General features: G+C 37.1%; 15 protein-coding genes. 9 read left to right on the forward strand and 6 right to left on the reverse strand.

Annotated features, from left to right (window positions below; all coding sequences use genetic code 11):
• The first annotated feature begins 1 nt into the window (after position 1).
• Positions 2–292: a GNAT family N-acetyltransferase gene (locus tag IC610_RS13725; protein ID WP_056076106.1), complete on the forward strand. Its 291-nt coding sequence runs from the start codon at positions 2–4 to the stop codon at positions 290–292.
• On the opposite strand, the gene IC610_RS13730 is transcribed toward IC610_RS13725, so the two are convergent.
• The 5 genes from IC610_RS13730 to smpB all read right to left on the reverse strand — a co-directional run bounded on the left by IC610_RS13730 (position 278) and on the right by smpB (position 5,298).
• Positions 278–1,252 (reverse strand): glycosyltransferase family protein, encoded by a 975-nt coding sequence (locus IC610_RS13730; RefSeq protein WP_191737380.1) that lies wholly within the window; start codon positions 1,250–1,252, stop codon positions 278–280. The two genes, IC610_RS13725 and IC610_RS13730, sit on opposite strands and share 15 nt — an antisense overlap.
• Positions 1,253–1,343: 91 nt before the next feature.
• Entirely contained in the window at positions 1,344–2,168 is an 825-nt protein-coding gene (locus IC610_RS13735; RefSeq protein WP_191737381.1) for a UDP-2,3-diacylglucosamine diphosphatase, read from the reverse strand.
• A 281-nt stretch (positions 2,169–2,449) separates the two neighbouring features.
• Complete coding sequence (locus IC610_RS13740; RefSeq protein WP_056076096.1) at positions 2,450–3,190, reverse strand: YebC/PmpR family DNA-binding transcriptional regulator; 741 nt, start codon at positions 3,188–3,190, stop codon at positions 2,450–2,452.
• Positions 3,191–3,283: 93 nt separating this feature from the next.
• A complete protein-coding gene (locus IC610_RS13745) occupies positions 3,284–4,762 on the reverse strand; it encodes an OmpA family protein (protein WP_191737382.1) in 1,479 nt (492 codons plus the stop codon).
• 77 nt (positions 4,763–4,839) lie between these two features.
• The gene (gene smpB, locus IC610_RS13750) at positions 4,840–5,298 is read right to left on the reverse strand and encodes an SsrA-binding protein SmpB (RefSeq protein WP_191737383.1); all 459 of its coding nucleotides are present in this window, start codon (positions 5,296–5,298) and stop codon (positions 4,840–4,842) included.
• A gap of 117 nt (positions 5,299–5,415) precedes the next feature.
• On the opposite strand from smpB, the gene IC610_RS13755 reads away from it, so the two are divergent.
• Positions 5,416–7,038 (forward strand): ABC-F family ATP-binding cassette domain-containing protein, encoded by a 1,623-nt coding sequence (locus IC610_RS13755; RefSeq protein WP_056076086.1) that lies wholly within the window; start codon positions 5,416–5,418, stop codon positions 7,036–7,038.
• 89 nt (positions 7,039–7,127) lie between these two features.
• Positions 7,128–8,501, forward strand: coding sequence for an alpha-amylase family glycosyl hydrolase (locus IC610_RS13760; RefSeq protein ID WP_191737384.1), 1,374 nt, complete (start codon positions 7,128–7,130; stop codon positions 8,499–8,501).
• A gap of 31 nt (positions 8,502–8,532) precedes the next feature.
• Here IC610_RS13760 and IC610_RS13765 read toward each other — a convergent pair whose 3' ends face one another.
• Entirely contained in the window at positions 8,533–9,348 is an 816-nt protein-coding gene (locus IC610_RS13765; protein ID WP_191737385.1) for a M48 family metalloprotease, read from the reverse strand.
• Between the two features lie 101 nt (positions 9,349–9,449).
• Here IC610_RS13765 and recJ point away from each other — a divergent pair, with 101 nt between their 5' ends.
• The 6 genes from recJ to IC610_RS13795 all read left to right on the forward strand — a co-directional run bounded on the left by recJ (position 9,450) and on the right by IC610_RS13795 (position 15,687).
• On the forward strand, positions 9,450–11,165 hold the full coding sequence (gene recJ, locus IC610_RS13770) for a single-stranded-DNA-specific exonuclease RecJ (protein WP_191737386.1): 1,716 nt from the start codon (positions 9,450–9,452) through the stop codon (positions 11,163–11,165).
• Positions 11,166–11,239: 74 nt separating this feature from the next.
• Positions 11,240–11,605, forward strand: coding sequence for a four helix bundle protein (locus tag IC610_RS13775; RefSeq protein WP_191737387.1), 366 nt, complete (start codon positions 11,240–11,242; stop codon positions 11,603–11,605).
• Between the two features lie 26 nt (positions 11,606–11,631).
• Positions 11,632–12,216, forward strand: coding sequence for a nicotinate (nicotinamide) nucleotide adenylyltransferase (gene nadD / locus IC610_RS13780; RefSeq protein WP_191737388.1), 585 nt, complete (start codon positions 11,632–11,634; stop codon positions 12,214–12,216).
• Between the two features lie 51 nt (positions 12,217–12,267).
• On the forward strand, positions 12,268–12,879 hold the full coding sequence (locus IC610_RS13785) for an XAC2610-related protein (RefSeq protein WP_191737389.1): 612 nt from the start codon (positions 12,268–12,270) through the stop codon (positions 12,877–12,879).
• Entirely contained in the window at positions 12,876–13,214 is a 339-nt protein-coding gene (locus tag IC610_RS13790; RefSeq protein ID WP_191737390.1) for a DUF3817 domain-containing protein, read from the forward strand. Before IC610_RS13785 ends, IC610_RS13790 begins: the two co-directional genes overlap by 4 nt.
• Positions 13,215–13,440: 226 nt before the next feature.
• Positions 13,441–15,687, forward strand: coding sequence for a TonB-dependent receptor domain-containing protein (locus IC610_RS13795; protein WP_191737391.1), 2,247 nt, complete (start codon positions 13,441–13,443; stop codon positions 15,685–15,687).
• Positions 15,688–15,721: the final 34 nt, after the last annotated feature.

The following is a 15,721-nucleotide window of genomic DNA, read 5'->3' on the forward strand; positions in this document are numbered from 1 at the left end:
TATGACATTCACAAATAACAAAAGCGAAAACGGCGGCGTCATTACCTTAAACAATGAGATCAGCGAGGTGGGAAGACTCACTTACACCATTTTTCCTGAAGATAAAAAGCTGATTATTTCATTTGTTTTGGTTCACAGTCAGTTTGAAGGTCGCGGAATGGGGAAATTCCTGGTAGAAGAAGCTGTAAAATTTGCGAGGGAAAACAACTGGAGAGTTTATCCTCACTGTTCCTATGCGAGAGCGGTGATGAGAAGAATGAATGATGTGGAAGATATTTTACTTGAACGTTAAAACTTCGTTCACCAGAATATCTTCAATATTATCCGGGTAATTTACGTTTAAATGCTGCATTGAATTGACCCAGTTTTCAATTTCATCTTTCTTTAGATTTTTAGAATTGGGAATTCCGAACAAATCTAAAGCGGCTGCATTGCATTCCTGTTCGTATTGATTATGGATAGGAATTACGAAAAGTTTTTTATCTAAAAATAAAGCTTCTGCAGGAGTTTCAAAACCGGCGTTGCATAAGATACCTTCGCAATTTTCGAATGCTTTTAAGTATTCCGTTTGGTCGATTGGGAAAACCTCAACATTTTTTTCTTTAAAATAAAGTTTGGAATATTTTGAAAATACTTTCCATTTTACCGGAATCTGACTTAGAATTTTAATAATATTTTCATCTGAAAAACTTGGTAGATAAACCAGGAAGAATCCTTTCTTTGAAGCATCAAGTTCACGGATTTTTTTTCTGATCACCGGAGTCTTGATTTGATTATGATAAGATTCAAAATGAAAACCAATCCGGTGTTCACTGGGAACGTAATATTTCAGAATCTGTTCGCCAAAAAAATCTTTTCTCGTTGGTTTAGGAGTTTCACTAAAACTCATTGAAGCCTGATGACTCAGTTCCAGAAAACGGATTCCCTTTGTTTTGCAGGCCCATCCGGTCAAAGGCTCGTAATCATTAATGACCAGATCATACTTAGAAAGATCAAGGGATTTGATGGTATTAAAAGCCTTGAGATAATTATTTTCAAACAGAATTTTTGAGTAAGAAATTCCACCGGATTTATTGTATAAAAGTGAAATACCTTTATGCTGAAAATCAAGCTGAAAATCTGCTTTAAGTTGCGACTGGTGCCCGCTCATCAGCGTTTCCACATGACCATATTTTTTAAGCAGTGGAACAATTTCCTGTGCTCTTGCCATGTGCCCGTTTCCCGTTCCCTGAAAAGCATATAATATTTTCATATGTCGATTTTTACTGTCATTTAATGGTCATATGCTATCGCCACATCTTCTTTTATCATTGTTTACAAATTATATTAATGGCGATTTCATATTATGTAAATTGAGTTACAATCTGCATCAGCTGATCACTGTTCAATTCCTGAATTTCGTCTGTTTCGTCGTCTTTCAGATTATGTTTATGATCGTCATAATTAAATATGGACCATTTTCCTTCATTGTACTCCAGTGCTGAAAGATTTTCAATCCAGTCTCCGGAATTCAGGTAAAGACACGTGCCTTTCTTGTTCTGCACTTCCCGCATCTGAGGCTGATGAATGTGACCGCAAAGAACGTAGTCATAACCATTGTCGATAGCCAATTCCGAAGCAGTCAATTCAAAATCACCAATGTATTTCACGGCTTTTTTTACGTTGTTCTTTATTTTTTTTGAAAATGAATATTTCTCACGACCCATTTTCTCCAGAAACCAATTCACCATATTATTGATGACAATCAGCAGATCATAACCTTTGCCACCAAGCTTGGCAATCCATTTTGAATGCTGTACGGAAGCGTCAAAAACGTCGCCGTGAAAGATCCATGTTTTTTTTCCGTCAAGATTTAAATGAAGTTTATTGCAAACTTTCAATTTTCCGAGTTCGAAATCTGTAAATTTCCGAAACATCTCGTCGTGATTTCCGGTGATGTAGAATACATCGGTATTTTTTGTGGCCAAAGAAAGAAATTTCTTGATGACCTTTAGGTGTGGCTTGGGAAAATAAGACTTTTTAAACTGCCATATATCAATGATATCACCGTTTAAAACTAATGTTTTAGGTTGAACAGAATTCAGATATCTGAGCAGCTCTTTGGCTTTACATCCATAAGTTCCCAAATGCACATCTGAAATGACAACCAGTTCAACGTTTCTTTTCATGAGCAGAGATTTTTTATCTCAGATCAAATGTGATCGCCATAACCGTAAGTATTTTGATTAACCACTGATGGCGATGTCACGTTTGATTCTTCTGCAAAGAAACCAATTGAAAATGAACTGTATATGAATGTAATATTATTTTTCCTGCTAACTAAAATTTAAGACATAAAATAGCCACGAATTCACGATTCAAATAATTTAACTTTCTTAAAAAAAGATGTTGAAAAATTTAATTCGTGAATTCGTGGCAAAATATTTTAGCCGTTGAAAAACTGTTTGACTTATAAAGACTCCAACAATTCGTCGGTAATTTCCATGTTGTGATAAACGTTTTGCACGTCATCATCTTCTTCAAAACGGTCAAGCATTTTCATATTTGCCTTAAACTGTTCCGCGGTTACTTCTTTTATATTGTTTGGGATTCTCTGAAGTTCAGCACTTTTAGCCTCGATTTTCAGTTCGTCAAGTTTATGAGATAAAGAACCAAAATCTTCGAAAGCAGTTGTAATCATCACTTCTTCATCGTCTTTTTCTACATCCTCAGCACCGCCGTCAATCATTTCCATTTCAAAGTCATCCCAATCCATTTTGATTTGATCTAAATTTATGGTGAAAATCCCTTTTCTGTCGAAAATAAATGCCAATTCTCCGTTCTTGCCAAGGTTTCCGTCAAACTTATTAAAGACTGCTCTTACATTGGCAACAGTTCTGGTCGTATTATTCGTTGTACATTCCACGAAAAATGCAACACCACCCTGCCCGTAACCTTCGTAATTGATTTCTTCATAGTTTTCGGCATCTGCACCACTGGCTTTTTTGATGGCTCTCTCCACATTATCCTTCGGCATGTTGGCACCTTTGGCATTCTGAATGCATCTTCTCAGCGCCGGATTGGCTTCAGGGTCGCTGCCTCCTGCTTTTACTGCTAAGGCAATGTCTTTACCAATTTTAGAAAAAGTTTTGGCCATTTTATCCCAACGGGCCATTTTTGAGGCTTTTCTATATTCAAATGCTCTTCCCATTTTATGTATTATATTTCGACAAAAATAATTAAAATCAACCATAAAAAAAATACCCCCAGAAGTCTGGAGGTATTTTTTATTTAGAAAAATTAATTATTTTTTCTTTTTAGCCGGAGCTTTTTTCTTAGCTGGAGCTTTTTTAGCAGGAGCAACTACGTCTTCGTAATCTCTCTTCTTAATTGCATTCCACTCAGCAGCATCTTCGATAGCTTTCACTTTCACGATTCTGTCTTTCTGTCTTTCAGCATCAGTAGCTTTTTCAGAAACAGTCGCTTTAGCTTCACCAACACCGATAGATTTAAGAGCATCTGCATCTACACCTCTTGCATCTAAAGCAGCAACTACAGAAGCAGCTCTTTCTCTAGATAGTTTCAAGTTGTAAGCTTCAGATCCTTTAGCGTCAGTTCTCCCTTCTAATAAGAAGTGAGCACCAGTTGCACTTTTAATTTTCTCAGCAGCCTGATCCAATGCTGGAGCAGATTCAGCTTTAATTGTAGCTTTGTTGAAGTCGAAATAAACGTTGTTGAAGATTAATTCTACTTCTTCAGCAACTTTCACTACTGGCTTAGGACATCCGTTGTATTCTGGAAGACCTGGAACAGTAGGACAAGCATCATCTTTATCTAAGATACCGTCACCGTCAGTATCTGGCCAAGGACAACCGTTGTTTTCTGCAGGACCTGCAACTGAAGGACAAGCATCATCTTTGTCGATTACACCGTCACCATCAGTATCTGGCCAAGGACAACCTCCGTTTTCAACTGGACCAGGAACATCTGGACACTGGTCGTCTTTATCTGGAACACCGTCACCGTCAGTATCAGGACATCCCTGGAATTCTGGTAAACCTGGTGTATCTGGACATAAATCGTCTTTGTCTAAGATACCATCCTTATCTCTGTCTCTGTTTCCGAATCTGAATAATAGGGAAGCAGAAGCCTGCCAGAAGTTGGCATAATCAGGCTTATCGATTGGAGTACCTACGTAATCTCCCTGAACACCAATACCGAAGTTTTTAGTTACCCAGAAGTTAGCACCTGCACCAGCAGATACTGTAAAGAAGTTAGCTTTACCGTTAAGATCACCGTCATTGTCATGAGTGTAACCTAGTAAATCTGTTCTTGGGAATGTAAGACCTGTATAGTCTTGTCTCAAATAGTTAGCACCTACTCTCAAGTAAGGATCAAACCAAGACTCTTCGTCCCAAAGAAGACCAGCTGCTTTAGCCTGTAAACCAAGACCAGTCATCAACATGAACTCTTTCCCTGTGTTGAATCTTTGATTTTCTACATTACCTACAGTTGTAGACCAATCGATAACGAAACCTTTGGTGATGTTTCTTGCTACCATAAGTTTAGAAAGCGGTGGCGTGATCGAAAAGTTGTTCATATTGAACATAGTTTTCGTCAAGTTTCTAGCCGAAAAAGTTTGGCTGAACTCTCCACGTACTGCTTTATGATTTTCACCATGAGCACCAACTCCGATTAACCACGGATTGTTGGTAGTCTGAGCGAAAACAGTAGAAGCAACTGTAAGTGCCAATACTGAAATTCCTAATTTTAGATTTTTCATAGAATTAAATGATTAAATAATTGATATTGCAAAATAAATATAATTTTTCTTTATAAACAAAGTTTTACGTATGATTTTTAACTTTTCTTTAATATTCTGTCGAGGTTCCTTTTGTTTTCTCTATCCTTAATAGACTCTCTTTTATCGAAGAGTTTTTTACCTCTTGCCAAAGCAATCTTTACTTTAGCTCTGCCTCTATCATTGATATACAACCTTAAAGGCACTATCGTATTCCCTGCATCTTTAAGTTTTTTCTCCAGCTTTGCCAATTCTTTTTTGTGCAACAGCAATTTCCGTTCCCTTTTTGTTTTGTGGTTATAAAATGTTCCCAACTTATACTCATCAATCATCATATTGATAATATATAATTCACCATCGATAAACTGACAGAATGCCTCTGCGATTGACGCTTTTGATGAACGAAGAGACTTTATCTCAGTTCCTGTCAGCACCATTCCAGCCTCCAGCTCATCCAGAATTTCATATTCGAATCTTGCCTTTCTGTTTAATATATTGACTGTCTTTTCAATTTTCATTCTTCAAATTTTTCAGTTGACTATACAAATTTGATGCACATGCCCAACTTGTATACTATTATATAAGAAAATACCGAAATTCTTTTTGTATTTTTGTGCCCAAATTTACAAACTTATATGTTAACAGTATCTAACTTATCTTTACAATTCGGAAAGAGAGTACTTTTCGACGAAGTGAACATCATGTTTACGAAAGGTAACTGCTACGGAATCATTGGAGCAAATGGCGCAGGAAAATCTACATTTCTAAAAATATTAACCGGAAAACAGGATCCTACTACAGGACATGTATCACTGGAGCCAGGCAAAAGGATGTCTGTTCTTGAGCAGGATCACTTTGCTTACGATCAATATAACGTTCTTGAGGCAGTTTTAAGAGGAAACAAAAAATTATTCGAGATAAAAGAAGAGATGGACGCCCTTTATGCAAAGGAAGACTTCTCAGACGAAGACGGAATCAAAGCTGGAGAACTCGGTGTTGTTTACGACGAAATGGGCGGTTGGAACTCAGAATCTGATGCACAGACCATGCTCTCAAACGTTGGCATCAAAGATGACATGCACTGGCAGATGATGAGTGAGCTTGAGAACAAAGACAAAGTAAAAGTTCTGTTGGCTCAGGCCCTTTTCGGAAATCCTGACGTATTGATTCTTGATGAACCTACCAATGACCTTGATATCGACACGATTGCCTGGTTAGAAGATTTCCTTGCAGATTATGAAAACACAGTAATTGTAGTTTCTCACGACCGTCACTTCCTCGACACAGTCTGTACACACATTGGCGATTTGGATTATGCTAAATTAAATCTTTACACAGGTAACTACTCTTTCTGGTATCAGGCTTCTCAGTTAGCTACAAGACAGAGAGCTCAGGCTAACAAAAAAGCGGAAGAAAAAAAGAAAGAACTTCAGGATTTCATCGCAAGATTCAGCTCAAACGTTGCGAAAGCTAAACAGGCTACAGCAAGAAAGAAAATGATCGATAAATTAAACATCGACGACATCAAACCTTCTTCAAGAAGATATCCTGCCATCATTTTCGAAATGGAAAGAGAGGTCGGAGATCAGATTTTAGATATCAAAGGTTTAGAAAAAACAAAAGACGGCGAATTACTATTTTCCAATATCGACCTAAACCTTAAAAAGGGAGATAAAGTAGCTGTGATTTCTAAAAACTCTTTGGCTATCACAGAATTTTTTGAAATATTAGCAGGAAATAATCAGCCTGACAAAGGAACTGTTGCCTGGGGAGTTACTACAAACCAATCTCACATGCCTTTAGATAATACAGATTTCTTCCAGGAAGACATTAACCTGGTTGACTGGTTGAGACAGTTCACTAAAAATGATGAGGAGCGTCACGAAGAATTCATGAGAGGATTCTTAGGAAGAATGCTTTTCTCAGGTGATGAAGCTTTGAAATCCTGTAAAGTACTTTCAGGAGGAGAAAAAATGAGATGTATGTTCAGCAGAATGATGCTTCAGAAGGCGAATGTTTTGCTTCTTGATGAACCTACAAACCACTTGGATCTTGAAAGTATTACAACATTAAACAACTCTTTATCTAATTTTAAAGGTAATCTGTTGCTTTCATCTCATGACCACGAAATGCTTCAGACAGTCTGTAACAGAATCATCGAACTGACTCCAAAAGGAATCATCGACAGAGAAACAACTTACGACGAATATCTTGCTGATAAAAAGATTAAAGAATTAAGAGAAAAAATGTATTCTTAATCTGAGAATCGTATTCAATACAGAAAAGTCTTTAAATTCAGTTTTGAAGGCTTTTTTTATTTAACTTAGATTTCCAAAATAATCCAGAAATGACACAAAAATGTTTTTCTTTACTTCTGCTGATGCTTTTTATCAGTGTATTTTCTCAGAAACAGGATTTGAGATATGCTTCGAAACCTTATGTGGAACTTCAACATCCTGAATGGTCGAAAAACGCAACCATTTACGAAGTCAATATCAGACAGTATTCCAAAGAAGGAACCTTTAAAGCCTTTGAAAAAGATCTGCCGAGAATAAAAAAACTGGGAATTGATATCATCTGGCTCATGCCGATTCATCCGATAGGCGTAGAAAAAAGAAAAGGCAGTTTGGGAAGTTATTATTCTGTGAAAGATTTCCGAGGAATAAATCCTGAATTTGGAAATATGCAGGATTTTAAAAGACTGGTTGATAAAATTCACTCGATGGGAATGTACATCATCATCGACTGGGTCGGAAACCATTCTGCATGGGACAATCCTTTATCAAAAGAGCATCCCGACTGGTATACGAAAACCAGAGAAGGAAATTTTCAGCCCACACCATGGTATGACTGGGATGATGTAATTGATTTTGATTATGAGAATCCTAAACTTCGGGAATACATGACGGAATCTCTGAAATTCTGGGTAAAGGAAGCCAATATTGACGGTTACCGGGCAGATACTGCAGGATTTATTCCTGTAGATTTCTGGGATGAGGCAAGAAAACAGCTGGATGCTATAAAACCTGTTTTTATGCTGGGCGAATGGGAATCGCGGGATTTATTAAAAAATGCGTTTGATATAGAATATTCCTGGAGTCTCTTTGAGAAAATGAAAGACGCAACGACAAGAAATAAAGGAATTGGAAATCTTGTGGAATATCTGGCGCACGACGTCAATACTTTCCCAAGAGATGCTTACAGAATGACTTTTGTAGAAAATCACGATATGAATTCCTGGAACGGAACGCCACAGAAAAACTTTGGGGCAGGTCTGGAAACTTCAATGGTTTTCGCAGCCGTGATCAATGGAATGCCGCTAGTTTACAACGGACAGGAAGCCGGCTTAGACCGGAGTTTAAACTTTTTTGAAAAAGATCCTATCGTCTGGAAGGAAAGTCCATATTTTGGAATGTATCAGAAATTATTTAAATTAAAACATGAAAATCGTGCACTGTGGAATGGTAAATTGGGTGGCGAAATGATTCGTGTAGTAAATAATAAGCAGGATAAAATCATTTCATTCTACCGCGAAAGTTCCGGCGATGCTGTTTTGCCCATTTTCAACTTTTCAGGAGAGGATGTTCCTGTAAATCTCGACACGAAATATTATAAAGGAAAATATGTAGAACTGTTTTCCGGAAAAGCGTATAATTTAAACGGTCAGACTCCGCTTAAAATGAAGCCATGGGAATATCTGGTTCTTGTGAAATCCAAATAAAAAACCGGTCTGCTTGCAGACCGGTTTTCGTTTATTTTGTAAGTTTTGTTGTCGGAATAGAAACTGTTCCTGGATCTTTCCATAAACCGTCTTTCTCTGCTTTTTTCTTTATAGCTTCAGCTCTTTTATTGCTGTCGGGATGCGAATTAAACATTTTCTGAAATTTAGACTGCGCCGTTCCGCCTTCAGAAAGCAAAGCCAGTTTTTTGAATGCCGTATAAGCTCCTACAACATTGTATTTATTAGATTTCATGAAATCGTAAGAGTAATCATCAGCCTGATTTTCCTGTTTTTTACTGTGTGAAGCATCAAGAAATGCATTGGCCATTTTCCCAACCTGACTTTCACTCAATGTCGCAACTGCATTGGAAGCAGAAGAGGCAGCATCCATTGCAGCAGCTTTCAGATAAGCTGATTTCATTGCATCTTTGGTATCTTCATTTTTAACATGACCAATTTCGTGACCGATTACAGCCAATAATTCATCATCCGTCATAATATCCATTAGCGACGAAAAAACACGTACGCTTCCGTCTGCGCAGGCAAAGGCGTTGATATCAGCGACTTTATAAACCTTGTAATTCAGGTTTAAGCCATCCTGGGATTTGTGTTTTGCGAAGAGCTTGTTTAATCTCACTGTGTAAGGATCTTTTGGGCCTGCAACCGGATTGTTTTTATCCATGTAGTCAACCGATTCTTTGGATAATCTGATGGCATCGGCGTTGGAAAAAGTCAGTGCCTGAGCTCCTTTAGAGACAACTCCAGCCGCTTTTCCTAAATTGATTTTCTGTGCATTGACTGATGCTACTGCTGCCAGAATGGCCAGCGATAAAGTAATTTTTTTCATTTTAATGTTAATTTTTCTACAGCCAAGATAAGCATTTCAAAAAACCTGAACAATATTTCTTTTCATTTTTGAAAGCTAATAATTTTCCCTATTTTTGTGAAATGAGTCATAAATGGATTTTTAAACCCGAACCCGATGAAGAAGTTGTAGACGGATTGAGCTCGTCGCTTGGTTTCGGAACTTTTGAATCTAAAATCCTCGTTATGAGAGGAATTGACAACTACCAGAAGGCGAGAGAGTTTTTTAAGCCTAACCTCAACGACATTCATAATCCTTTTCTGATGGCAGATATGCAGAAAGCTGTTGAGCGAATTGCCACTGCAATAGAAAACGGAGAAAAAATAATGGTCTATGGCGATTATGATGTCGACGGAACTACAGCCGTTGCGCTGATGTACCTTTATCTCAGAAAAATTGTTCACAAAAGCTATCTCGATTACTATATTCCCGACAGAAATTCTGAAGGCTACGGCATTTCAACCGAGGGAATTGATTTTGCAAAAGAAAACGGTTTCTCACTGATTATCGCACTCGACTGCGGAATTAAGGCGATAGATATGATTGATTATGCCTCCGCAAAAAATATCGATTTTATCATCTGTGACCACCACCTGCCGGGCGACGAAATTCCCAGTGCTGTTGCTGTATTAGACCCTAAAAGAACCGACTGCCGTTATCCTTACAAAGAACTTTCAGGATGTGGTGTTGGGTTTAAACTTTGTCAGGGGTTAAATACAATCTATAAAATTCCGGAAGCGGAACTGTTTGAACTTACAGATCTTCTCGCCATTTCTATTGCCGCAGATATTGTTGCAATGAACGGTGAAAACAGAGTTCTGGCAAAACAAGGTTTAAAAGTTCTGCGAAAAACCCGAAATATGGGTTTAAGACTTTTAATTCCCGAAGAAAAATTATCACATTTTGAAATTTCGAATATTGTATTTGAAATTGCTCCGAAAATAAACGCTGCAGGAAGGATTTCTCAGGGAAAAGCTGCTGTAGAGCTTATGGTTTCAGATAACCTTAAACACGCCCATCAAATCGTTTCAGACATTATGAATCTGAATGATGAGAGACGTGAACTCGATATGCATTCCACTGAATCTGCTTTGAAACAGATCATTGAATCCCAGCAGGAAACAAAATACACAACCATCGTTTACCATCCGGAATGGAACAAAGGCGTGATCGGAATTGTAGCTTCAAGACTTATTGAAACCTATTACAAACCAACTTTGGTTTTCACAGACGGAAATAATGGCGAAATGGTCGCTTCCGCAAGATCTGTTTCTGATTTTGACGTTCACGAAGCGCTGGACATCTGCTCTGAATATTTCCTGAAATTTGGAGGACACCACGCTGCTGCAGGGCTTTCTATGGAAAAAGACAGGTTTGAAGAATTTAAAATTAAATTTGAACAGACGGTCGCAGAAAAAATACAGGAACATCAGAAAGAGCCTTCTATCACGATAGATTCTGTAATGGAAATTGACGAGATCAACCGTGAATTTATCAACTTCCACAGAAAGCTGGCTCCATTTGGCCCACACAATATGAAGCCCAATCTGGTTTTAAAAAATCAGAAAATCGCCGGCTACGTCAAAACAATGGGAAAAGACAACAGCCACCTGAAATTTTACATCAGACAGGAATCTACAGGCAGAAATATAGAATGTGTAGGCTTTAAACTTGGTCAGCATGCAGATGATTTCAGAACTAAAAATTTCGATATAGCTTTTACGCTGGAAGAAAATCACTGGAAAGGAAATGTAACGCATTATTTGAATATCAGGGATGTGAAGTTTCATGAAGATTGAGGTTAAGGTTGAGGCTTAGGTTGAGGTGAGTTGTGGAAAATTGTAGATTTTAGAAAAACTTAAAAAATATACAAATGATTAACGATTTTACTGAAATGCCGGTTTGGCAGAAAGCGATGGACATTGCTGAAGAATGCTTTAATCTAACTGAAAATCTACCCCGAAAAGAAGATTATGCTTTAACTTCACAGTTAAGAAGATCTGCAGAAAGTATCTCAGCAAATATTGCTGAAGGATTTGGAAGGAGAACCAGCAAAGATAAAGGCCGATTTTATGATATTTCCCGAGGTTCTGCATTTGAGACTAAAAGTCATTTAATTTATGGCGTACGAGTAAAATATTTTCAGGAATCCGAATATCTGAAAATCAAAAAATTAATTGAAGAAGTGATTCACGAACTGAATAAAATAACCAATTTCATAAATAAAACGCAACCTTAACCTTAACCTTAACCTTAACCTCAGCCTTGAAAAAAATCGGTCTCTTTTTCGGTTCCTTTAATCCCATTCACATTGGGCATTTGATTCTGGCAAATTACATTCTGGAAAATTCGGATATGGATGAGCTTTGGTTTGTGGTGAGTCCGCAGAATCCTTTCAAAGAAAAAAAATCCCTTCTGAAAGATCATAACCGTCTTGATATGGTAGAAATGGCAATAAAAAATTACCCGAAAATGCGTGCCTCGAATGTCGAATTTTCTCTGCCAACCCCCAGTTATACGATTGATACATTAACTTATCTTAAAGAAAAGCATCCTGATTATTCTTTCAGTTTAATTATGGGCGAAGACAACCTCAACGGACTTCATAAGTGGAAAAATTCTGATGTTTTAATTAAAAATCATCACATCATCGTTTATCCAAGAGTATTTGAAGGTGAGAAAGAAGATTCAGAATACCTTCAGCACGAAAACATTTCGATGATTGAAGCACCAGTGATTGAACTTTCAGCAACCGAAATCAGAAATATGATCAAAGCTGGGAAAAATGTGAGACCGATGCTTCCGCCAGAGGTTTTTGACTATCTGGATGGAAGTAGTTTTTACAGGTGATGGATGATGGATGATGGATGATGGATACGCAAAATTAAATCTTTTTCAGGTATGAAATTTTCACTGCTTTTATTTCTCTTATTTTTCAGTGACGCTTTTTTTGGTCAGACAAAAATATTGACTGTAAAATGCGATTCGGTTTATGATAAAAAAGGATATTCAGTTTCTCTGGAATTTGATCCAAAGCAGACCGATACAGATGATGACAAAACAAATGCTTTTTTTTCATTTTCGAAATTGAACAATGGCAAAAAAACAGTTATTCATCAGGAAAAGCTATTCAGTAAAAATAAAAACATTGAATTTATAGACTTCAATGGTGACGGAATTAAAGATATTTTAGTTGAAAACACTTCAGATGCCCGAAGTAATTTAACGTATCATCTCTTTATTTTTGATATTAAAAATCAGAAACTTCAGAAGATTAAAGGTTTCAATCAAATTAAAAATCCAAATTACATTAAGAAATATAACCTCATCGATTGCTATGTTCTGTCTGGAAGAAACTGGACAAAATTTTATAAAATCAAAGGCAGTTCCATTTATGATTTTGGATATATTCTACAGGATGGTGAAGATGAAGAAGGAAAAGACCTTAACTATGATAAAAATTATCAGCAGACACTGACAAAAATCTTACAATCAGAAAACAATAAAAAATGAATTTTCTCGAAAATCTATTTTCAAAATATCCCAAGGAAAATGTAATCAAATGGTTTAAACAAATCTGTCTGTCAGAAGCCATTTCATGGTTTTTCCTCTTTTCAGCAATGATCTGGATCCGTACCGAACCGGAAAATATTCTGGCGATTATCTACATCAGCACCATTGGAAGTATTCATGGTTTATTTTTTACTTTATACCTTGTATTTCTACCATCTATCCGGAAAATATTCGACTGGGACGATGAAGACAGTGTTTTTGCACTGATCTCAGCATTTTTTCCTTTTGCCACCATCTGGATTGACAAGAAGCTGGCAAGATTCGACAGGGAATAATTACATTTTTTTAAATATTTTCGGTCCAATTGTAACAAAATTGATGTTGCGGTTGTCTAATCTTTATATAGATAGATCACCGCAATATTTTTTTTTGCACTGACTGTCAATTGTTTAAATCTTTAAAAAATTTTAATTAACTACTTTGTATTGCATAATACTAAATTTATTATATATCTTTGCAATGTAAAATAATAACCAATACCTATAACCTAACCTACCCATTATGAAAACCTCACTATTAATCGCCGCCATCTTTTTTTCAGGGCTCAGCATGGCTCAACAGAAAAAAACAGACTCAGCAAAAACAAAAGATATTGAAGCCGTTGTTATCACCAAACAGGTTTTCAAAAAACAGTCTGACCGTTTTGTGTACGACGTCGCCGCATCGCCGGTTGCCAAAGGAAATACTACCTTTGACCTTTTAAGACAGACTCCTCTCCTTTCCACGACTGATGATAAAACCCTTAAAATTGCCGGTAAAAACAACGCATTAATTTACATCAACGGCAGAAAATCGAATATGGATGCAGAGTCTCTGGCTCAGTTTCTTAAAAATACACCTGCTGAAAATATCCAAAAAATTGAAGTGATCACCATGCCGGGAAGTGAATTTCAGGTAGAATCTTCAGACGGAATCATCAACATTGTTCTGAAAAAGAAAATGAGCGACGGCCTCAACGGAAACATGAGAATGTCTAACTCTCAGAACAAATACAATGCAAGCTCGGCAAGTTTTTCTGCAAATTACAGAAAAGATAAATTGGGAATCAGCGCCAATCTGTATGGAGGCGACAATATTCAGGCGCAGGAATATGTTTTGAAAAACGGAACATCACTCCTCAAAAATGAATCAGTGGGATTAGTAGACGATCCCAATCAATACATCGGTGGATATCTCAATTTCGACTATCAGCTTAATGAGAAAAGCAACCTCGCACTGTCCTGGAATACAAATGCCACCAAAAGCTATGGTTCTTCTGTAAATCTTCTCAACACCCTGAGAACATTTGATAATAACGGAACGCTTCTCGAAACCAAGTTTAATAAATCTGATAATCTTGAAAATGCCAGAAACTACAATAATTCTGTGAACCTGAATTATGAACTTAAAACGGATTCACTGGGAAGCAAACTTAATCTTAATGCAGCCTACCTCAATTTCAGAAGATTCCAGAATTCGGATAACCGAACGCTTGTTCCGGCTGTAGACGGAAATTTTTCTCAGCTCAGACAACAGGTTTTGCAGGATATTCCGCAGGTTATCAATAATTTTTCAGCGATGGCCGATTATATTCAGAAGTTTAAAAAAGATCTCACTATTTCCGTCGGCGGTAATTTTAACAGGACAAAGACTGATAATGACACCAAGAACTTCTTCTATTTTTATGATACAGCGGGAAATTTCGACAATCTGAGACCCGACCTGAACCACTTTATTTATGATGAAAACATCTATGGGTTCTATCTTACTGCCGAGAAAAAGTTTTCAGATAAATTTTCAGGAAAAATCGGTGCGAGATATGAAATTACCAAAAGTATGGGAACATCTGAAATTCCCGAAAAGCCGATGCAGGTTTTTGAAAGAGATTACAATAATCTGCTTCCCTACCTGAGTTTTAACTACGCCATTAATGACAAAAATAACATTTCCTACTCGTTTTCGAGCCGAATGAGAAGACCGAGTTTCTGGGAGCTGAATCCTGTGAAAAACATTCTTACCGAAGACAACTACACACAAAACAATCCTTTTGTGAAAGCCTCAACGACGTATAATCAGGAGCTGACGTACATGTTCAAAAATTCCTATTTTTTGATTTTAAATCACTCACTTTTCAAAGATGTGATCACTCAGGTTCCTTTGCAGAGAAATATTGAAAGGGACGGGAAAACCTACCGTCAGCTGGCGTACATCAGAACCAACTTCGGCGACAAACAGGAAATGTCTGCAATGATCGGAATGCAGAAAACATTTTTCAAAAAAGCCCTGACAACCAATTTCAATATCGGAATACAGCATAACATCAACGACGGAATGTTAAGTACAGATCCTACCACAGGAATTGTTTTTGACACCTACATCAATAAAAACAAATCTTCAAGCCTTATCATCCAGACCAACAATACTCTGGCTTTAGACAAAAAGAAAACTTGGTTTCTCGGCGTAAATTATTTCTACGTAGACAAACAGCAGATCGAGCTGGGAATGCTGAAAGATCTGATGAGTTTAGATCTGAGCCTCAAGAAAAACTGGAACGACTGGACTTTTGCTTTAAATGTAACCGATGTTCTCAGAACCAATATTGTTGAGATTGAAGATTTTCAGGATAACGGAAATTACAATTATGTAAAAAACGACCAGTTCAGAAGAGGCGGAACTCTCAGCATCACTTACAACTTTGGAAACCAGAAAGTGAAAAAAGTGAGAGATATCGAAGGTGCCTCAGATGCCATAAAGAGCAGAACGAGATAAAATTTCATTACTTCATATTTCAATTATTATTGTT

It is taken from the genome of Chryseobacterium caseinilyticum, from assembly GCF_014837145.1.
Classification (GTDB): domain Bacteria; phylum Bacteroidota; class Bacteroidia; order Flavobacteriales; family Weeksellaceae; genus Chryseobacterium; species Chryseobacterium caseinilyticum.